This is a genomic window from Croceicoccus sp. Ery5, assembly GCF_020985325.1.
In the GTDB taxonomy this organism is placed as follows: Bacteria; Pseudomonadota; Alphaproteobacteria; order Sphingomonadales; family Sphingomonadaceae; genus Croceicoccus.
In genome coordinates this window covers 257794-277518 of record NZ_CP087587.1, presented here as the reverse complement: position 1 = coordinate 277518, position 19725 = coordinate 257794, and the positions used below count along the sequence as shown (strand labels likewise).

At 63.2% G+C, this 19725-nt stretch carries 21 protein-coding genes and 1 tRNA gene; 8 read left to right on the top strand and 14 right to left on the bottom strand.

The genetic code is table 11. The features are described 5' to 3' along the window. The first annotated feature begins 158 nt into the window (after nucleotides 1-158). Complete coding sequence (locus tag LOZ74_RS01380) at nucleotides 159-1724, top strand: DUF1570 domain-containing protein (protein ID WP_230292576.1); 1566 nt, start codon at nucleotides 159-161, stop codon at nucleotides 1722-1724. On the opposite strand, the gene LOZ74_RS01375 is transcribed toward LOZ74_RS01380, so the two are convergent. The 3 genes from LOZ74_RS01375 to secE form a co-directional block, all read right to left on the bottom strand. Continuing rightward, nucleotides 1721-2482, bottom strand: a complete 762-nt coding sequence (locus LOZ74_RS01375) for a molybdopterin-binding protein (protein ID WP_230279307.1) — start codon at nucleotides 2480-2482, stop codon at nucleotides 1721-1723. The two genes, LOZ74_RS01380 and LOZ74_RS01375, sit on opposite strands and share 4 nt — an antisense overlap. Nucleotides 2483-2539: 57 nt before the next feature. Next, entirely contained in the window at nucleotides 2540-3076 is a 537-nt protein-coding gene (gene nusG / locus LOZ74_RS01370; protein WP_230279306.1) for a transcription termination/antitermination protein NusG, read from the bottom strand. A 90-nt stretch (nucleotides 3077-3166) separates the two neighbouring features. Beyond that, nucleotides 3167-3403 carry a preprotein translocase subunit SecE gene (gene secE / locus LOZ74_RS01365; protein WP_230279305.1) on the bottom strand — a complete coding sequence of 79 codons (237 nt, stop codon included), beginning with the start codon at nucleotides 3401-3403 and terminating at the stop codon, nucleotides 3167-3169. 290 nt (nucleotides 3404-3693) lie between these two features. Between secE and LOZ74_RS01360 the strand changes: the two genes are divergently transcribed. Further along, nucleotides 3694-5211 (top strand): sodium:alanine symporter family protein, encoded by a 1518-nt coding sequence (locus tag LOZ74_RS01360; RefSeq protein WP_230292575.1) that lies wholly within the window; start codon nucleotides 3694-3696, stop codon nucleotides 5209-5211. A 219-nt stretch (nucleotides 5212-5430) separates the two neighbouring features. On the opposite strand, the gene LOZ74_RS01355 is transcribed toward LOZ74_RS01360, so the two are convergent. Further along, nucleotides 5431-5506 (bottom strand) — tRNA-Trp (locus LOZ74_RS01355). Nucleotides 5507-5615: 109 nt separating this feature from the next. Here LOZ74_RS01355 and aat point away from each other — a divergent pair. Next, a complete protein-coding gene (gene aat, locus LOZ74_RS01350) occupies nucleotides 5616-6353 on the top strand; it encodes a leucyl/phenylalanyl-tRNA--protein transferase (protein ID WP_230292574.1) in 738 nt (245 codons plus the stop codon). Here the strand turns inward: aat and LOZ74_RS01345 are convergent. The 4 genes from LOZ74_RS01345 to LOZ74_RS01330 form a co-directional block, all read right to left on the bottom strand. Beyond that, nucleotides 6287-6835, bottom strand: a complete 549-nt coding sequence (locus tag LOZ74_RS01345; RefSeq protein ID WP_230292573.1) for a DUF2155 domain-containing protein — start codon at nucleotides 6833-6835, stop codon at nucleotides 6287-6289. The genes aat and LOZ74_RS01345 overlap by 67 nt on opposite strands. Beyond that, a complete protein-coding gene (locus LOZ74_RS01340) occupies nucleotides 6832-7230 on the bottom strand; it encodes an NADH:ubiquinone oxidoreductase subunit NDUFA12 (protein WP_230292572.1) in 399 nt (132 codons plus the stop codon). Before LOZ74_RS01340 ends, LOZ74_RS01345 begins: the two co-directional genes overlap by 4 nt. Before the next feature lie 77 nt (nucleotides 7231-7307). Next, on the bottom strand, nucleotides 7308-7847 hold the full coding sequence (locus LOZ74_RS01335; RefSeq protein ID WP_230292571.1) for a DUF192 domain-containing protein: 540 nt from the start codon (nucleotides 7845-7847) through the stop codon (nucleotides 7308-7310). Further along, nucleotides 7848-8429 (bottom strand): regulatory protein RecX, encoded by a 582-nt coding sequence (locus tag LOZ74_RS01330; RefSeq protein WP_230292570.1) that lies wholly within the window; start codon nucleotides 8427-8429, stop codon nucleotides 7848-7850. A gap of 312 nt (nucleotides 8430-8741) precedes the next feature. Between LOZ74_RS01330 and LOZ74_RS01325 the strand changes: the two genes are divergently transcribed. After that, complete coding sequence (locus LOZ74_RS01325; RefSeq protein ID WP_230292569.1) at nucleotides 8742-10508, top strand: fatty acyl-AMP ligase; 1767 nt, start codon at nucleotides 8742-8744, stop codon at nucleotides 10506-10508. 17 nt (nucleotides 10509-10525) lie between these two features. Here the strand turns inward: LOZ74_RS01325 and LOZ74_RS01320 are convergent, their stop codons facing one another. Beyond that, the gene (locus LOZ74_RS01320) at nucleotides 10526-10924 is read right to left on the bottom strand and encodes an MAPEG family protein (RefSeq protein ID WP_230292568.1); all 399 of its coding nucleotides are present in this window, start codon (nucleotides 10922-10924) and stop codon (nucleotides 10526-10528) included. 23 nt (nucleotides 10925-10947) lie between these two features. Beyond that, a complete protein-coding gene (locus LOZ74_RS01315; RefSeq protein WP_230292567.1) occupies nucleotides 10948-12534 on the bottom strand; it encodes a DUF389 domain-containing protein in 1587 nt (528 codons plus the stop codon). A 106-nt stretch (nucleotides 12535-12640) separates the two neighbouring features. Between LOZ74_RS01315 and LOZ74_RS01310 the strand changes: the two genes are divergently transcribed. Then, complete coding sequence (locus tag LOZ74_RS01310; RefSeq protein WP_230279295.1) at nucleotides 12641-14494, top strand: glycoside hydrolase family 15 protein; 1854 nt, start codon at nucleotides 12641-12643, stop codon at nucleotides 14492-14494. A gap of 24 nt (nucleotides 14495-14518) precedes the next feature. Here the strand turns inward: LOZ74_RS01310 and LOZ74_RS01305 are convergent, their stop codons facing one another. Continuing rightward, complete coding sequence (locus LOZ74_RS01305) at nucleotides 14519-14650, bottom strand: Entericidin EcnA/B family protein (RefSeq protein ID WP_370638862.1); 132 nt, start codon at nucleotides 14648-14650, stop codon at nucleotides 14519-14521. Nucleotides 14651-14901: 251 nt separating this feature from the next. Between LOZ74_RS01305 and LOZ74_RS01300 the strand changes: the two genes are divergently transcribed. Genes LOZ74_RS01300 through LOZ74_RS01290 form a run of 3 tightly spaced genes read left to right on the top strand, consistent with a single transcriptional unit; the run spans nucleotide 14902 to nucleotide 17314 of the window. Continuing rightward, nucleotides 14902-16116, top strand: a complete 1215-nt coding sequence (locus tag LOZ74_RS01300; RefSeq protein WP_230292566.1) for a toxic anion resistance protein — start codon at nucleotides 14902-14904, stop codon at nucleotides 16114-16116. 10 nt (nucleotides 16117-16126) lie between these two features. Beyond that, nucleotides 16127-16996, top strand: coding sequence for a hypothetical protein (locus LOZ74_RS01295; RefSeq protein ID WP_230292565.1), 870 nt, complete (start codon nucleotides 16127-16129; stop codon nucleotides 16994-16996). A gap of 21 nt (nucleotides 16997-17017) precedes the next feature. Then, complete coding sequence (locus LOZ74_RS01290; RefSeq protein ID WP_230292564.1) at nucleotides 17018-17314, top strand: polyhydroxyalkanoic acid system family protein; 297 nt, start codon at nucleotides 17018-17020, stop codon at nucleotides 17312-17314. A 9-nt stretch (nucleotides 17315-17323) separates the two neighbouring features. On the opposite strand, the gene LOZ74_RS01285 is transcribed toward LOZ74_RS01290, so the two are convergent. From LOZ74_RS01285 to LOZ74_RS01275, 3 genes are all read right to left on the bottom strand, one after another. Then, entirely contained in the window at nucleotides 17324-17764 is a 441-nt protein-coding gene (locus LOZ74_RS01285) for a DUF2721 domain-containing protein (protein WP_230292563.1), read from the bottom strand. A gap of 61 nt (nucleotides 17765-17825) precedes the next feature. Further along, nucleotides 17826-18662: a class I mannose-6-phosphate isomerase gene (locus LOZ74_RS01280; protein ID WP_370638861.1), complete on the bottom strand. Its 837-nt coding sequence runs from the start codon at nucleotides 18660-18662 to the stop codon at nucleotides 17826-17828. A gap of 16 nt (nucleotides 18663-18678) precedes the next feature. Further along, nucleotides 18679-19716, bottom strand: a complete 1038-nt coding sequence (locus tag LOZ74_RS01275) for a mannose-1-phosphate guanylyltransferase (RefSeq protein ID WP_230292562.1) — start codon at nucleotides 19714-19716, stop codon at nucleotides 18679-18681. Nucleotides 19717-19725 lie beyond the last annotated feature (9 nt).

Here is a 19725-nt window from a genome sequence, read left to right as displayed (position 1 = left end):
GGGAAGCCAAGCGCTTCCCGGCTCTTTCTGTCTGTAGAGCGTAAAACTCTATCGCAGGCGCGCCCGTTTCTTTCTGCCCGTTGTCAAATTCGTAAGTCCGCGCCACTATCTGGGGACGGGAACGCGGCAACGGGGGTTGCGGCGAACGGGGGACATTCATGCTGTTACGGGTCGCAGCCGTGGTTTCGATGCTGCTTGTCACGCCGGCGCAGGCACGCTGGCTGCAGGCAGAGAGCGAACATTTCGTCATTTACGCCGAGGATAGCGAAAAAGACCTCATCCATTTCGGCGAGATGCTCGAACGGTATCACGTGGCGATGGAGATACTGACGGGCAGGGAAACCGAAACGCCCAGCCCGTCCAATCGGGTCACTATTTTCGTTCTGGGCAACCAGCGCGAAGTGCAGGAGGCCTATGGCGGCGACAGCCGGTTCATCGCGGGCTTCTATGTTCCCCGCGCGGGCATGTCGCGGGCCTTCGTACCCCAACTCCGCAAAACGGGTGGAGAGCCCGACTTCTCGCAGACCGTGCTGATGCACGAATATGCGCACCACTTCCTTGCCTCGACCTCGCGGTTCGCCATGCCACGCTGGCTGAGTGAAGGCATGGCGGAGTTCTTTGCTTCGGCCAAGCAATTGAGCGGCGATGCATTGCAAATCGGGCGACCTGCCAACCATCGCGCGGGAGAACGCCGTTACGCGCGCCCGGTGCCGATCCGCCATATGCTCGACAGCGCATTGTATGACGAATACCGCAATGGCGAGTTCGACTCGTTCTACGCCCGCAGCTGGTCGCTGGTGCATTACCTCTGGTTCTCCGAAGGCCGTCGTAACCAGCTCAATGCCTATTGGAGCGCCGTCTCGGCAGGAACGCCGTCGCTGGAGGCGGCGGAGGCAATTTTCGGCGATCTCGACAAGCTGGATGACGATCTCGAACGCTATGTGAAGCAGCGCAAGCTGACCGCCTACACCCTGATGCCTGAACAGCTCCCCATTGGCGCAGTGACGGTATCGAATGTCAGCGAAGGCATGAACAAGATGCTGCCCATCGTCGCCCGATCGCAATCGGGCGTAACGCGGGAGGAAGCACTGGAGCTTTTGCCCGAAGCGCAGAAAATCGCGGCCAGCTATCCCGGCGATCCGCGGGTATTGGCCGCGCTGGCCGAAGCGGAATTCGATGCGGGCAATCACGATGCCGCCATCGCCGCCGCCGATCGCGCTCTCGCCTATGATCCGGCACAGCGGGACGCATTGCTCCAAAAGGGGCTGGCGCTGTTCGATATGGCGGATGAGGCGGACGACATCGATGCGGGCTATCGTGAAGCGGTGGAAGCCTTTACCGCGCTCAACGCACTGGAGCATGACCATCCGCAGCCGCTGATCCACTTCTACATGTCATATGTCGCCAGAGGTGCAATGCCCTCGCCGCAGGCCAAACAGGCACTGGTGCGTGCAGGCGAACTGGCCCCGTTCGACAAGGATATCGCAATGCAACTCGCCTTCCTGTTCGCGCAGGAAGGACAGATCGCCGTGGCACGGCAGATGCTCTCACCGGTCGCATCCGACCCGCATGGCGGCAATCGCGCGCAATTCGCGACCATGTTGATGGAGCGACTGGGAACGTCGCCCGAGGGGCAGCCTTTCGATTTCGCGGCGCTGGCGCGGGAAACCGAGGGCGTGACGGGTGAAGCGCCCGCGGGTGACGATCCGGCGGACGGGGGCTAAATGCCCCCCGGCGTGAACTCGCGCCCCAATTCGCCCAACCCTTCGCACAAAGTGTGGACGCAACTGGCCAGCATGTCCGCATCGGTCGAACGGATCACGAAATTCGCCCCGACCTTGCCTTCGCGGAAAAACGGATAGCTGCCGATCTGCACACCCTCATGCGCCTTTTCGACTTCGCGCAGCAAATCGGCCACTTCGCTTTCCGCGATCCAGCAGCCCACGGTTTCGGACAGCACCGGATCGCCGCCTTCCAGCGTGCCGGTCAGTGCGTCGAGCATCCCCGCGGTGATATTGGGGACCCCCGCCATCAGAAAGACATTGCCTACGCGAATGCCGGGCGCGCCCGAATAACGATTGGGGATCAGCTCCGCCCCCTCTGGCGTGCGCGCCATGCGCAGCCGCGCATCGTTCAAACCGCCGCGGGTTTCGTAATAATCGGCCAGGATCGCCCGCGCTTCGGGGTGGACGATGGCCTCAACCCCCAAGGCTGCGGACACGGCATCGACCGTGATATCGTCATGCGTCGGCCCGATACCGCCCGTGGTGAATAAATAATCGTTGCGCGCGCGCAGCGTGTTCACTGCCTCGACAATGGCGGCCAGATCGTCGGCCACCACGCGCACTTCGGCAAGGCGGATGCCCTGCACCTGCAGCCAGCTGGCCACTTGCGCGATATTCTTGTCATGGGTGCGGCCCGACAGGATCTCGTCGCCGATAACGACGAGAGCGGCGGTCCATATCTTTTTGGATTCGGCCATGGCCGGAGGCTTAGCGCGCGATCGCGCGCCATGCCACCGCCAGATTGCCGATCGTGCTTACTTGACCAGTTCGACCTGTTCGAAGTCCAGCTCGACCGGCGTTGCGCGACCAAAGATCGAGACCGAGACCTTGACCTTGTTCTTGTCGAAGTCGAGCTCTTCCACCACGCCGTTGAAGCTGGCGAAGGGGCCGTCGAGCACCTTGACCGAATCGCCGATTTCGTAATCGACGCTGATCTCGCGCTTGGGCGCGGCGGCAGCTTCGTCGCGGGCGCCGAAATAACGGGCGGCCTCACGCTCGGAAATCGGCTGCGGCTTGTTGTTGGCGCCAAGGAAGCCGGTCACCTTGGGGGTGTTCTTGATAAGGTGATAGACGTCGTCGTTCATCGCCAGCTTGGCAAGGACATAGCCCGGCATGGTCTTGCGCTCGGTCTGTACCTTCTTGCCGCGCTTCACCTCGGTGATGGTTTCCGACGGCACTTCCACCGCTTCGACCAGAGCCTCAAGGCCGGTGCGTTCAGCCTCGGCCAGAATCGCTTCCTTCACCTTGTTCTCGAAACCCGAATAGGCGTGGATGATGTACCAGCGAGCCATTGGTTGTCCTTCAAATCCGTGTTGCGGCGCGTCGCGGCCGCGAAATCAGTGTGAGGCCCGGGCGTTACCCCGGTGCCCGAGGCCGAGAAATCAGGCCAGCGTCAGCAGCCAGCGCATGATCGCGCCGAATGCCGAATCGATACCCAGAAAAAACAGCGACAGGATCAGCATCATGATGCCGACGAAGATCGAGGTCTGCACCGTCTCGCCCCATGTCGGCCAGACGACTTTCGAACCTTCGGCGCGAACCTGGCGGATGAACTCGCCGGGCGATGTCTTGCGCTTCTTTTCGGGCTCAGCGGGCTTTGCCACGGGTGTTTTGGCCATTGCCTAATCCAGATCCTGTTCTTCGTGCGGGCCCTGTCGCCAGGGCTCTTTCGCCATCGGCTCATCGCCGCGCCAACCGGAGGTTGGAGACAGCTTTGAATATTCCCGATGACTGGAAACGTTGGGCACATAGCCCCGCCCGTCCCCGTGTGCAAGTGCATCCGCAATGCCCGAAGCCCTCGTCAGGTCAGGAAATAGGGCATGTTGCGCGATTGTTGCTGGCCATCGGGCCATGCAACAGGTAGCCATTGCAACTAATTAGTCATGACGGACTGGGGAAACGCGGAAATATGAGCGCAGAGGCAGAGCCTTCGGGCCTGATCGATCACGTCACCAATATCTCGGATTTTATCTGGGGCGGCACATGGGGCGGGGCAGAAATCATTCCCGTTCCACCGATGGTGATCATGTTGCTGGGCATCGGCCTTTACATCATGATCGGCCTGCGTTTCTACCCGATCGTCAAGCTGGGTAGCGCCTTTGCCGGCCTGTTCAGCAGCCGCAAGAACAAGGGTGAGGGCGAGATCAGCCCCTTTGCCGCGCTGTCCACCGCCCTGTCGGGACAGGTCGGCACCGGCAATCTGGCGGGCGTTGCCACCGCCATCGCGCTGGGCGGGCCCGGTGCGGTGTTCTGGATGTGGATCACCGCGCTGATCGGCATGGCTCTCGGCTTTGCCGAGGGTTCGCTGGCCATCCGTTACCGCGAAAAGACGCCAGAGGGTAACTGGCGCGGCGGCCCGATGAGCTATATCATGCAGGGCCTTGGCCCCAAATGGACATGGCTGGCCATCGTCTTTGCCATCGGCACGCTGTTTTCCGGCCTTGTGACCGGCAATTCGATCCAGTCGAACGAAGTGGCCAGCGGTCTCAACGAATTGTTCGGCATCGAACGCTGGCTGGGCGGGCTGATCGTGGCGATCGCCGTGTTCATCGTGATCATCGGCGGCATCAAGTCGATCGGCTCCATTGCCGAGAAGGTCGTGCCCTTCATGGCGGTGTGCTACATCATCATGGCGGTGATCGCGATCATCCTGAACATTTCCGACATTCCCGAGACCTTCAGCCGCATTTTTGCAGGCGCGTTCTCGGCCCAGTCGGCCAGCGGCGGTTTCGCGGGCGCGGCCATCATCATGGCCATGCGCGCGGGCGTGGCGCGCGGCTTGTTCTCGAACGAGAGCGGTCAGGGTTCGACCCCGATCGCCCACGCGGTCGCCCAGACCGACGATCCGGCACAGCAGGGCCGCATGGCGATGATGGGCACGTTCATCGACACGATCATCATCTGCACCATGACCGCGCTTGTCATCCTGACGGTCGAGGGCCCCTTCACCCATAACGGCGAGGCGGTGAAGCATGTGTGGCAGTCCGATCTGGGCACCACCGCGCAATCGGGCTTTGTCACCACCAGTGCCGCTTTTGCCGCGGCCTTTCCCACGCTGATCGGCAATATCCCGCTGGGCACGCTGGTCGCGTCGGTCGCACTGATCCTGTTCGTGTTCACCACCCTGCTGACGTGGAGCTATTACGGCGAACGCGCGATTACCTTCCTGTATGACCGTATCCCCGGCTCGACCGCGGGCGGTGAGAAAAAGCTGCACGTGATCTGGCGCGTGCTGTGGTGCATCGCGATCTGGTTCTCCGCCACGCAGCCTTCGCAGCTGGTGTGGCGTCTGGGCGATATCTCGAACGCCACCATGGCGCTGCCCAACCTGATCGCGCTGGCCGCGCTGTCGGGCGTGGTGTTCGCGCTGGCACGCGGCGACAAGACGGCGGGCAAGGACTTTCACGTCGACCCGCGCGAGGATTGATCGCGCACCGCGCCGCCAACAGACACAAAATCGAAGGGCCGCGGGAACGATCCCGCGGCCCTTTTGTTATGCACGGTGAAGGCCGCGCCGCCTCACTGGCGCAAAGCGTCAAAGAACGCGCGGCCGACAATCTTTCACCGAACTATCTGGAACCCTCCGACGCTCGTCGGGCGGGCGCTTTCGCGCCTGCCGGGAAGTTCGCGTCTGTCCGGAAGGAAATGGCAGGGGTGACAGGATTCGAACCCGTGGCCCTCGGTTTTGGAGACCGATGCTCTACCAGCTGAGCTACACCCCTGCAGGAAGCTGGCCCTCTATAGCGAAGATGCGGCGCTGACAAGCACCGCTTTTGCCCAAACGCCAGAATGCGTCGACATCGGCGCGTTCCGGCGGCATTATCGCAGCTAATGAGCAACCGCAGTCGCCCCGAAGACGCGCAGGACGTGATCGATCCGGAATTGCTGATGCTTGCCTATCGCAGCGGCATTTTCCCGATGGCCGAATCGCGCGACGACCCGGAAGTGATGTGGATCGAGCCGCGCGAACGGGCGATCATCCCGCTGGACGGCCTGCACATATCGCGTTCGCTGGCCAAGGCTTTGAAAGCGGACCGCTATCAGGTCACCTGCAATGCGGCCTTTGCCGAGGTGGTCGACGCCTGCGCCGCCCCGCGCCGCCCCAGCCAGATCGACGATGGCACCGACAGCTGGATCAGCGAACGGATCGCGGCCAGCTATCGCCTGTTGAACCGCATGGGCCATGCACATTCCATCGAATGCTGGCGCAAAGGCGCAACCGGGAGAGAGCTGGTGGGCGGGCTGTATGGCGTGGGTTTTGGCCGCGTATTTTGCGGCGAATCGATGTTCAGCCGCGCCAGCGATGCATCGAAACTGGCCCTGTGCTGGCTGGTCGCGGCGATGCGTGCCGCGCATATGGAATTGCTGGACTGCCAGTTTATGACCCCGCATCTGGCGACCATGGGCGCGGTGTCCATGCCGCAAGCCGATTATCTGAAACGTCTGGAACACGCGCTGCGCCCCACGACCGAGTCCAGCTTCGCCAGCCTGCCCGACGGGTTTCACTCGCTGGGGGCTGCTTCCTCGCCCGGAAAGCTCATCGCGCAATCCTTGACCCAAACGTCATAGACCGGATGCTCGACCACGTTCAGCGACGGGCTGTTCAGGAATAGCCAGCCCGAAAAGATGCGCTTGAACTGCGCATTGCTGTCCTGCCCCGCATCGCGCACCGCGACTTGCACGAAAGCGCCCGTTTCCGGTTCGGGGTCCCATGGCGGCCTGCGCTCGCAACTGGCCAGCTTGACCATTACATCGTCGATCACGGTCTCTTCGCCCGGCTTCAGCTCGAACTCGACCGTCAGATTATTGCGCTTGTTCAAAAGGCCCAGCGTGGCGACGCGTTCGGCAAGCGGCGTGCCGGTCGGCACTACGTCGCCGTCAGCTTCCTGATCGGCATCGATCGTCTCGTTCTCTGCCTGAGTCGCGATGGCGGGCGCCTCGGCCGTTACGCCATCCTCGGGAACGGGCACGGCCTCATCCTCGCCGGACGTGCCGCAAGCCGCCAGCGCCAGCAGCGTGGCGGCAGCGGCCAGCGGGCGCAGCAGGATCACTGGTCGGGCGACCAGGCTTCGTAATCGCCGGTCGCGCGGGCGCGCACGCCGCCCTTTTCCAGCGCACCGGCGGGGCGATAGGCCGTGGCGGTGCCGGTGGCATTGGGGGTGTAATCCACTTCCCAGATGCGCGGCGGGGGCAGATTGCTTTCGGGCACATTTTCGCCGGCACCGTGCAGCCAGCCGTGCCATTCGGCAGGCACGCGGCTCGCATCGTTTGCGCCGCTATAGATGACCCAGCGGCGTTCCTGCCCCTGCGCACCCTTTTTACGGCCACGGAAATAGCGGTTGCCCTGCGCGTCCTGGCCCACTTCCTCGCCGTTGCGCCAGCTGTCGAGCAATGTGCCGATGGTGGCGCCGTCCCACCAGGTGAAGATCTTCATGAGAATGTTCATCGCGCCATTCCGTTAGCCCGAGCCGCGCCCCATCGCAACGCCAGAAGCGCGCGCGCTATGCGTAAAACTGTGGCGGATCAGCCCGCCGGTTCGTCCCAGACCACCTTGTCGCCGGGTTTCAGCCCCAGTTCGGCGGCCCGCCCGCCTGCCAGTTCCAGCACCGCGATCACCGGCCCCTGCGATTCGATGGTGTCCAGCGAATAGGGGACGGCATTCGCGGCAATGCTCTCGATCGTCGAATCGGCCTTGATAAAGATCAGGTCCAGCGGGATGACCGTGTTCTTCATGTAAAAACCGCGCGGCGCGGGCGGCGCGGCGGGGTTCATGACCTTGTTGGGGAAAATCATCCCCTCGTTCGGGCCCAGTTCGGTGCGGAACATCAACCCCTTCATCTGCGACTGGGGGGTCGTGGTATATTCGACGGTAAAGGCGATATCCTTGCCGCCGCTGGTAATCGTCAGCGGAACAAGCGGCAGGCCCGATTCGGGATGAACCGCCGCGGTTTCGGTCGCTGCCGCGCTGGCGGGTGCCTCTGCCTGCGTGCAACCGGCCAGTCCGCCCGAATGACCAAGGGCCAGCGCCGCCGCTGCCACCATCATCTTGTTACGAAGCGACATTCAGAATTCCTCGTCGAAAATGCCCGCCCATTCCAGTGCGGATTGCCGGTCCGGCGCATCGACCAATTCGCGGGCGCTGTCCAGTGGGTGACCGGCGCGGATCATGGCCGCAACCTGTTTTTCGCGCAAAGCCCTGTCGGCAGGCGGGGTTTCATCGGGGCCGAACGGTCCGAACCGCCGCTTGCGCGCCAGTCGCAGCGCGGCACGGCGCGCCTCCCCCTCGTCCAGATCGCCGCGCTGTTCCTCGGCCACGCCGGCATGGTCCAGCGCGGCATGAATGCGCCGCGCGCCATAGCCGCGCCGCAGCAGCCCGCCCTGACGGATACGGGCATATTCGCTGTCGTTGACATATCCGTTGCGAACAAAGCGTTCGACCAGCCCCGCGACATCGGGCTGCAGCTCATCCTCTGCCCATCCGCGTTCGCGCAGCTTGCGCCTGCAGTATCGTTCCAGACCCTTGGCCGTGGTGGCGAAACGGGCGACATAACCCAGCGCCATTTCCTCAAGACGGGCGGCATCCAGCGGCCTTACCGCTCTTGCGCGGCGAGATGTTCGTGGATAAGGGCCCGCATCCTCTGTCATCGCGCCTTAATCGTGCCACAATCCGGTAACAATGGGAACGACCCGACGAATTAAGGTCGACATGGGGTTAATGCTAGACTTCTAACGGGTTGCGCAACACGGGGAGCAGGGAAAAATGCCGCTTTCGATGCGTGGATCAGCAGTTGATGCAAACCGATACCGTGTTGGTGCAAACCGATACAATGTCGCGCGCAGCGTGACGGGGCCGCTTCATTCGGCGTTCAGCCCCCGATCGGCTAGGCAGCGCACTCCATTGCCGGCAGCCCAGCGGCTTGCCGGTCAGATAGTTTAAACGGGAAAAGCAACACTATTATGACGCAGACCCCCGAACGGGCCGAGGATCTCGTCCCAACCCCGAACGAAGACGCGCTGGAACGCCGCTTCGCCGATTTCGGCACTTTTGCCGAGGCGCTGGATTATGCGGCCCGCGGGACACGCGGCCTCAACTTCCATGACGCGCGCGGCCGTCTGGTGCGCCCCTACCCGTTTTCCGAACTGCGCGACGACGCGCTGAAGATGGCATGGCGCCTGATCGCCGCAGGGATCAAGCCGGGCGACCGCATCGCGTTGATCGCCGAAACCGGCACGGATTTTGCCGCCCTGTTCTGCGGTGCGGTCTATGCAGGCGCATGGCCCGTTCCCCTGCCGCTGCCGACCAGCTTTGGCGGCAAGGAAAGCTATATCGACCAGCTGGCGGTCCAGCTGGCCAGCTCCGATCCCAAGGTGCTGTTCTATCCCGAAGAAATCGCCGCCATGACCAAGGCGGCGTGCGATCGTCAGGGTTGCGAGGGGATCGACTGGAACAGCTTTGCGACACGCGACGCGGTGGAAACCGCGCTGCCCGAACTGTCGGGCGACGATATCTGCTATCTGCAATATTCCTCCGGCTCGACCCGTTTTCCGCACGGCGTGGCAGTGACGCATACCGCGCTGCTGAATAATCTGGCGGGCCATTCGCATGGCATGGCGCTGTCGGATAACGACCGCTGCATCAGCTGGCTGCCGTGGTATCACGACATGGGCCTTGTCGGCTGTTTCCTGTCGCTGATCGCCAATCAGGTGTCGGGCGATTACCTTAAGACAGAGGATTTCGCCCGTCGTCCGCTGGCATGGCTCGACCTGATCAGCCGCAACGAAGGCAAATCGATCAGCTATTCGCCGACCTTCGGTTACGACATTTGCGCACGCCGCATTTCCAGCCAGTCGAACGTGGCCGAACGGTTCGACCTGTCGCGTTGGCGGCTTGCGGGCAATGGCGCGGACATGATCCGCCCCGACGTGATGCAGAATTTTGTCGATGCCTTTGCCGATGCCGGTTTCAAGGCCAATGCCTTTACCCCCAGCTATGGCCTTGCCGAAGCAACGCTGGCCGTGACGATCATGCCGCCCGGCGAAGGGATCAAGGTCGAACTGGTCGAGGAAGAGCGCCTGTCGGGCGTGCCGCGCGATCTGTCGCGCCCTGCCCGCTATCGCGCTATCGTCAATTGCGGCAAGGCCGTGCGCGACATGGAAGTGGTGATCCGGGGCGAGGACGGGCACACGCTGGGCGATCACATGATTGGCAAGGTGTGGTGCCGCGGCCCCAGCGTGATGCACAGCTATTTCCGCGATCCCGAAGCGACCGAGGCCTGCCTGGTCCCAAGCGATGACGGAAAGGGCGCATGGCTGGATACCGGCGACATGGGCTACATGGTCGATGGCTATCTGTTCATCGTCGGCCGCGCCAAGGACATGATCATCATCAATGGCAAGAACCATTGGCCGCAGGACATCGAATGGGCAGTGGAGCAGCTTCCCGGCTTCCATCAGGGCGATATCGCCGCCTTTGCGATTCAGGCCGACAATGGCGAGGAAGTGCCCGCCGTGCTGGTCCATTGCCGCGTGTCCGATCCCGTCGAACGCGTCCGCCTGCATGACGAGATCCGCGACAAGGTCCGCGCCATCACCGGCATGAACTGCGTCGTCGAACTGGTGCCCCCGCGCACCCTGCCGCGCACCAGTTCGGGCAAGCTGTCGCGCGCCAAGGCAAAGAAGCTCTATCTCGCCGGAGAGATCGAGCCCTATCGCCTCGCGGCGTAAGCGTGTTGTCTGGCCGCCTAGCTGGCGAACAGCAGCGGCCAGAGCACCATGCCCAGCCCCACAAGGCTGACCAGAAAGCACAAGGTCCGCACCACCGGAACGCCGGCCCAGTATAGCGGCAGGTAGACGATCCGCGCGCCCAGCCACAACCAGCCGCCCAGCGCCGTCATCGCGCTAGTCTTGTCCGCAACGACCACGCCCAGCAGGGCAATGACGGCGATGGGCAGCGTTTCCATGTAATTGCCGCGCGCGCGGCCCAGCCTGCCCGCGATCTTGTTCAGCGGGGGCAATTCCTCGTCCCGCGCGCCGGTGTTCCAGCTGGTGCCATATTGTTTCGTCTTGGCATGGGCTTCGGCGAAAATATGCACCAGCAGCAGGATCGCCGCATAGGCAAGGATACGGATTTCGACAGCCATGGGCGAGTTCTCCCTTATCGTCTTCAATCGGCGGTTATGGTCGGCACGATCACTTCCTCGGGCACCGGCACGGCAGGGGTGTCGGGGCTGGCCCAGCGCAATTGCACCCGCCCGCTCGGTCCGCCCGCGACGGGCACGGTGGCGACACCATCGGCCGCCAAAAGACGGCGCACCAGCAGCACATCCTCGTCGTTTCCGGCCACTTCGATGGGCGATGCGATGCGTTTTCCGGCCCATTCGACCAGATCGAAGGCCTTGGCGCCCTGTTCGTCCGGGCCGTCGCCGTTCAGCGTGATATCGGGCAAGGCACGGGCGGGCGGCACCAGCGTGATGCGCCATTCGGGCAAGCGGCCCGCGATCCGCTGCTCCAGCTCGCGATAGGCAAGCAATTCGGCACCCTCCAGCGGCTTGGCCATCACTTGCGCGCGGCGATTGTCGCGGTCGACCAGCACATCACCCTCGTCCACGCCCGCCACCAGCGCCATCAGCTCGACCAGATCGCGCACCTCGCGGTCGCTGGCCTCCTGCGCCTGCGCGCGGGCGGCGGCCAGCTGCGCTTCCTCGGCCGCGCTGGCGCTGGTGCCGACCTTGAACTGCTCGATAGTGACCAGAACGGGCTCTTCCATCAGCCGCGACAGCCGCCGCTGGACCATTTCCTGCGCGCGCGGGGCGATTTCCGGCGTCAGAACGGTGGCGTTGACGGCGATATTCTCCCCTTCAAAATCGATATCGATCGAAGAGATGCGCGCCCTGCCGGTAAAGCTGTCCGAAATCGCCGTATTCGCCTGCCGCGTGAACAGTGCTTCCTTGCGGATCTGGTTCAGCGACAGGCCCAGCGGTATCGCCAGCGCGACGAAGGCCGCGATCACCACCACATCCTGAAGGCGCGTCTGGTTCTTGTTGAGGTTCGACCGGAACCCGTAAAGCCGGGCCATCACCGTCGCGGTCAGCGCAATGGTGATAAGGTTCGTAATATACAGCAGCAGCGCGCCCGAAAACACGGTCCAGTTGAATGTCGCGAGGCCAAAGCCCACCACGGCCAGCGGCGGCATCAGGGCGGTGGCGATGGCGACGCCCACCACGGCGCCCTCGCGCCCGCGGATCATCGCATAGGCACCGGCCAGCGCCGAAAACAGCGCGACGAACAGGTCGAACAGATTGGGCCGCGTACGCGCCGCGATCTCTGCCGTCACCGTCTGGATCGGCGACACCGCCACGATCAGCGCAGTAAAACCCACCGCCAGCACCGAACCGATGGCCAGCGCCTTGGCCGATTTGCGCAGCCAGCCGAAATCGCCCGTCGCCAGGCTGAACCCCAGCCCGATGATCGGGCCCATCAGCGGCGACAGCAGCATCGCGCCGATCACCACCGCAGGCGATGACAGCAACAGCCCCAGCACCGCGATCCCCGCCGACATCGCCAGCATAAACAGATAGCGCGCGGATATCACCGCATCCTCGCGCCGCTGTTCGATCACCTCTGCCTGATCGACGCTGGCGCAGACCGTATGGCGCCACCACAGCCGCCACGACAGCAGCACATCGGTAAAGCTGGTCATTTGCCTGCGGGGCGTTTCCTGCACGGGCACATTGGCGTCACTGGTCGTCATAACGCCTGATTGCGCTTGTTTTTTTGCAGTGTCGAGAGCGCGAATGCCAAGATTTGCGCAGCTTTGCCCTTCACAGCGGCGCATCGAAACGCCAGACATTGCGGTGATGAACGATCCGAATCACGTAACCGCCGCCGTCTCGCGCGAGGTTCCGCCGCCGCAGCGCGCCTCCGCATCGCTCGATCTCTGGCCGATCGGCAATTGCCAGTGCTCTGCGCTGATCGATACCGAGGCGACTTTCAGCTGGGCCTGCCTGCCGCGCGTCGATGGCGATCCGGTGTTCTGTTCGCTGCTGGATCACGGCAAGCAGGGGGACGAGGATCGCGGATTCTGGTCGATCTCGCTCGAAGGCGGGAAAGTCGTGGGCCAGTCCTATCTTCGCAACACGCCGATATTGAAGACCAGCTTTGCCGACGACGATGGCAACGCATTCGACGTTTACGATTTCTGCCCGCGTTACAAGCATCGCGGGCGCATGTACCGCCCCGTTGCATTCGTGCGCATTGTCCGGCCCGTCTCCGGCTCTCCGCGCATGCGCATGCGGCTGCGCCCGGCCTGCGAATATGGCGAAAGCACGCCCGAACGCAGCTTCGGCTCCAGCCATGTGTCCTATCGCATGCCTGCCATGGGCATGCGGCTGACCACCGATGCGCCGGTCGGTCTGGTGCAACAGGAAAGCCCGTTCCGCGTCGAGAACGATCTGCATTTCTTCTTCGGACCCGACGAAAGCTTTTCCGACGCCATCGCCTCGGGCATTTCCGACATGATGGCCCGCACGGTCGATGAATGGCAGCATTGGGTGCGCGGTCTGGCGATACCGTTCGAATGGCAGGATGCGGTGATCCGCGCCGCCATTGGCCTGAAACTGTGCCAGCACGAGGATTCGGGCGCGATCGTCGCCGCGCTGACGACGTCGATCCCAGAACATGCCAATTCTGGCCGCAACTGGGATTACCGTTACTGCTGGATCCGCGACGCCTATTACACGGTGCAGGCGCTGAACCGGATCGGCGCGCTGGATGTGCTGGAAAGCTATCTCGAATATTTGCGCAATATCGTCGACAATGCGCAGGGCGGGCATATTCAGCCGCTGTACGACGTACGCGGCAATGGCGAATTGCTGGAATGGGAAGCGCCGGGCCTTGCGGGCTATCGCGGGATGGGGCCGGTTCGCGTCGGCAATGACGCATGGCGGCAGGTGCAGCACGATGCCTATGGCCAGATCATCCTCTCATCGGCGCAGGCCTTTGCCGATCACCGTTTGCTGCGGATGTCGGGGATAGAGGATTTCCAGTCGCTGGAACGTGTGGGGGAACGCGCGTTGAAAGTGTGGTCCACGCCCGATGCGGGGCTGTGGGAACTGCGCAATTCCACCCATATCCATACCTATTCGGCAGCGATGTGCTGGGCAGCGGCTGACCGGCTGGCCCATGCGGCGCAGGCACTGGGCCTGACCGAGCGGGAGGAATATTGGAAAAGCCACGCCGCGCGTGTGCAAGAGGCGATCCTGAAAGCCGCGTGGAACGAAAAGACGGGCGCCATTGCGGCCACTTTCGGCGGCGACCAGCGCGATGCCAGCCTGCTGCAATTGCTCGACCTGCGGTTCATCGGCAAGGACGATCCCAAGTTCCATTCGACGCTGGCGGTGCTGGAAAAGGCATTGCGGCGCGGCGATCACATGCTGCGCTATGACAGCGAGGACGATTTCGGCCTGCCGCACACCGCCTTCAATGTCTGCACCTTCTGGCTGATCGAGGCGCTGCACCACACCGGCCGGAGCGAGGAAGCGCGCACCCTGTTCGAAGCCATGCTCGACCGCCGCACCGGCGCCGGCATGTTGAGCGAGGATATCGACCCGCACAGCCTTGAGCTATGGGGCAATTACCCGCAGACCTATTCGCTGGTCGGCATCATCAATTGCGCGGTAATGCTGACGAAAAGCTGGAACGAATACCGCTGAGCCAAAGCCGCCCGGCGGCGGCGATCAGTCGATCGCTTCCTCGCCCGCGCGGCCGACCGAGCTGATATCCTCTCCCAGTCCCTGCACCGTGTTGCAGGCGGCGAGCGCCAGAAGGGTCGCGGTCATGGCGGCGGTGAACACGGTCTTGCGGAACATCTTTGGTCGTCCTGAGGAATTGGCCCGAACATGGGCTCTTGCCCGCAAATCTAGCGCAGCGTGCGAATTGCGCAATATGCGCGGATGCGGTTGCGAACAGCCATGGTTTGTCGCATTCCTTGGCCCGTCACAGTCCCCTGCCAGAATGGCATGCCGCGAATGACCGGCGGCAGGCATTCTTGAAACGACTGTCTTATATTGCTAATACACCATTCCTATCGGGGCTTCCCCGGCAAGAGATCAGGAACACGATGGCCGACCAGACCGTACCTACCGCGACTGCGACCGAGACCGAGCTGACGCTGGAAGCGCCCAGCCCCGTGCCCGAGGTAAAGCCCGAAAAGGCAGCGGGCCTCGTCCCCGTCAGCGAAGAGGTGAAGTCGAAGCTTGAATCCAAGGTCGAAAGCTTTGTCGAGGATCTGATCGCCGCCGACGCCAATTCGCCCGAATTCGGCAATAAGGTCGACCAGTTGACCAATATGGGCCGCAAGGAAATCGTCGCGGCGGCGGGCCAGTCGAACCGCTTTCTCGACCGTCCGGTCCGCGCCATGGATCAGGATACGGGCGTTGGCGCCGATCTGGCGGAACTGCGCCGCACGGTCGAGGAACTGGACCCCGGCCGTCAGGGCAAGCTGTCGGGCCCGCGCAAGATTCTGGGCATCATCCCCTTCGGCAACAAGTTGAAGAACTATTTCGACAGCTATTCCAGCGCGCAGACGCATATCCAGTCGATCCTGACGCGCCTTGCCAGCGGCAAGGACGAGCTGTTGATGGACAATGCCGCCATCGACACCGAACGCGCCAAATTGTGGGAAGCGATGGGCAATCTGGAACAGATGATCCACATTTCCAAGGCGCTGGACCGCGAGCTTGAGAATGCGGCGAACGAGCTGGACGTTTCCGACCCCGCCAAGGCCAAGGCGATCCGCGAAACCGCGCTGTTCTATACGCGCCAGCGCACGCAGGACCTGCTGACGCAAATGGCCGTGTCGGTGCAGGGCTATCTCGCGCTCGACCTGGTCAAGAAGAACAATGTCGAGCTGGTGAAGGGCGTCGATCGCGCCAGCACCACCACCGTTTCGGCACTGCGCACCGCGGTGACCGTGGCGCAGGCGATGACGAACCAGAAACTGGTGCTGGGGCAGATCACCGCGCTCAATACCACCACGGCGGGAATCATCGATTCGACCAGCACGCTGCTGAAACAGCAGACGGGCACGATCCACGAACAGGCCGCATCCAGCACGATCCCGCTGGAAACGCTGCAACGCGCGTTCCAGAACATCTATGACACGATGGACACGATCGACACTTTCAAGGTGAAGGCGCTCGATTCGATGAAGCAGACCGTCGACACGCTGTCGGACGAGGTGGAAAAGTCGCGCGGCTATATCGCGCGGGCAGAGGGCGCCAACCGCGCCGCTGCCGAAATCCAGCAGTCCGACCTGCTGAGCATCGAAGGTTAAGGCAGCGCGCATGGCCGACAGCACCCATGATTCCGACCGCATCCTCGCCTCGGCCAAGTCCAGCCTGACGCATCAGCGCGCGGGCGGAAGGCGTGTGGGCGGCGGGTCGATCGGCAAGGGTTCGGCCAGAATCAAGCGCGAGCATCTGACCGGCAAGCTGCTGCGGCTGGCCATGGCGCTGGCGGCGATCGTGGTCGCGTCGATGGGCTTTGGCCTGTTCGTGTCGGCGCTGGGGTTCGAAGGGCTGTTCGTCACCGTCCTGCTGATGATCGTCGCGGCGTTCTTCTTCCTGCGCTATCCGCGGATGAAAATGCCCAAGCGGGAGGAGCTGACCCGCGGCAATCTGAAACAGACGGTCGCCCGCACCGAATTATGGCTGGAATCGCAGCGCCCTGCCCTGCCCGCACCGGCGGTCAATCTGGTCGAACAGATCGGCAGCCAGCTCGACGGGTTGGGCGTGCAGCTGACGGGGCTGGACGAAAACACCCCCGCCGCTGTCGAAGTGCGCAAGCTGGTGGGCGAGCATCTGCCGCAAATGGTGGCCAGCTATACCGCGATCCCCGCCCATTTGCGGGCCGAGGCGCGGGCGGGCGGCACGCCCGACCGGCAATTGGTCGACGGGCTTCAGCGGATCAGCGGCGAGATCGATGTCGTCACCCGCCAGCTGGCCGAGGGCGCGCTGGACGAGCTTGCGACCCGCAGCCGCTACCTCGATTACCGCTATGGCGGGCCGGACATGCCGCTGGGAGAGGTCTCGCCCCCCGATACCGCGCTGCCCCCGCCCTCTGCCAGCGATACGGCCCTGCCCGAAGCCGACGGCGACAGCGGCGTGCCCCTGAATTTCGACAAGAGCCCGCTGCCGTCGCGCAGCAAGAGCTGAGACCCGAGGACAGTCCCCGATATGCGCGTCGCCGTTCCCCATTCGCTCGACCGTGCCGAAGTGCGCCGCCGTCTCGACACGAGGCGCGACGATATGGCCGGTTTCATCCCCGGCGGGCTGGCGCAGATCGAAACGTCGTGGTCGGGCGAGGACCGGATGATGATGGTGATCCGTGCCATGGGTCAGGAACTGACCGGCCATGTCGATGTGGAAGATACGCAAGTCGTGTTCGAAATCGACCTGCCTCCGGGCCTGTCCTTTGTCGAACCGATGATCAGCGGCGCGCTGGAAGACAAGGGGCGCAAGCTGCTGAGCTGATGGCTGCCGCTATAGCTTGCGGTGGCTTTCCAGCAATTCGGCCGGAATGCGCAAGGTGCTGGACGCCAGCCGTGCTTCGGACAGAAACGTCACCAATGCGACCATCAGCAGGCTGAGCGCGAGGAGGAAGAACAGCCCGTCCAGCCAGCCCAGATCCGCCCAGTAATAGGTCGTCAGAAAGATCGACAGGACGGTCAGGCCGATCATCAGCGCCGATACCACCAGTAGCAGCATGGCGCGATTGATCATGGCAATGCGCTGATCCACCGACCTGATCTCGCGCACGACCTCATCATGCTCCGCGCCCTGGGTTTCCTTATATTTAACTTGCAGCACGCGGGCGCGATCGACCACGCGGCCAAGGCGGCCTGCCAGCAGGTTCAGGATGTTCCCGATCGCGACCAGCACGAACACGGGCGCAAGGGCGAGTTGAATGGTCTGCGCGATCATGGCCGCAAATGTAATCTGGCGCGGCGCGGGTGCAAGACGCGATCAGCGCGGACAAACCGTTTCAAAGTGCGCGGGCGATCAGGCAACGGCCTGAGGGCGGAAAGCCCACATCCTCAATGCTTTGCGCCAGCGCGCATTGCCCGGGTTCGACCATATCCGCCCCGACCCGAACCGGCCCGTCGCGCGGAATGACCAGCAAGGCACCGGGATAATCGCCGAGGATACCGGCATCGGGCAGCCCGTCGAGCCGGTCGAGAAGGAAAAACGGCCCGTCGACCAGCCTCATCGTGCCGCGATCGGGCACGTGAAAACGCAGCGACGGATCGTGCGGGGCGCCCTTGGCCACGGCCATTCCCTCGTCCAGATGCAATTCGCGCGGACGGCCATAATCGTACAGCCGGTAGGTAATGTCCGAATTCTGCTGCACCTCGATCAGGCTGACGCCCGCGCCGATGGCATGTACCGTATTGGCCGGAATATAAAAGAAATCGCCAGCCTTCACCTCGTGCCAGACCAGCATATCCTCTATCGAGCCATCCAGCGCGGCGGCGCGCATCGTATCGGCATCCACCTCTTCGGCAAAACCCACGCCCAGCGTCGCGCCGGGGTCTGCGTCCATCACATACCAGCATTCCGACTTGCCCTGACGCCCCATGCCGACGGCTTCGGCCTGATCGTCGTCCGGATGGGTCTGGATCGACAGCTTTTCCGATGTGAAGATATATTTGACGAGCAATTCGTCCAGTTCGGCAGGCGGTTCGAACCATACCTCGCCAATGCGCTTGCCCGCAGGTGCCGCGAACGGCGCCGGAAGCTTGTCGCGGCCCCAGACCTTTTCGACTTCGCGCGTGGGCAGGATCGTCATCGCCCCAACCTCGATCATGGCCGCCGACATCATTTGCCCGATGCCCGGATCATTGCTTGGCCGCGCCTTCCAGCTTTCCGACCTTTTGCGCGCCGGCGGCGGTGGTCACCAGCACTTCGTCACCATCCACCACCACGACCACATCGTCCAGTCCAATTACGGATACGCGCGGACCGTCGCTTTCGACATAGACATTCTTGCAATCGACCAGTTCCGCACGGCCATTGACCGTGTTGCCCGAACCGTCGCGGATCAGCGCATCGCGCAGGCTGGTCCAGCTGCCAATGTCGGACCAGCCCATGCTGGCGGGGACCATGGCAGCACGGCTGGTGTTTTCCATGACCGCATAATCGACCGATTCGGATTCGATGGCGGCAAATGACTCTGCATCGGGGTGGAAACGCCGTCCCTCGACATGGCCTGCCTCTGCCGCCTTGCGCGCTGCGGCAGCGATGGCGGGACGGTGGGCTTCCAGCTCTTCCATAAAGCGGTCGGCGCGAAAGGCGAACAGCCCGCCATTCCAGCTATACCCGCCGTCCGCCAGGAACTGCTGCGCCCGTTCCAGATCGGGCTTCTCCACGAAACGCTCGACCTTATAGGCGCCGTCCCCGATGGGCTCGCCCCGCTTGATATAGCCATAGCCCGTTTCGGGCGATGTCGCGGTAATGCCGAACGCGACCAGCCAGCCTTCATCGGCCAGGTCCGCTGCACGCTTTGCTGCCTGCGCAAAGGCGGCGGTGTCGGCGATATGGTGGTCCGACGGACAGACCAGCATCACAGTCTCTGGCGGCAGGCGGCAGGCGGCCATGGCGATGGCGGCTGCGGTATTGCGGGCCATCGGTTCCACGATCACGCTGGCACCGGGGGCATCGCCCAGCTGCGCGTCGACATGCGCCAGATGCCCTTCGCCGGTGACCACGATGGGCGGTCCGAAACTGTCGGCATCGGCGCAGCGGGCCAGAGTGCCCTCGAACAATGTATTGTCGCCAATCAGCGGCAGAAAGGGTTTGGGAAAGCTTTTACGCGAGCGCGGCCAAAGCCGCGTACCGCTGCCGCCGCACAGCACGACCGGAACCATCTTTGCCATTGCGGGGCT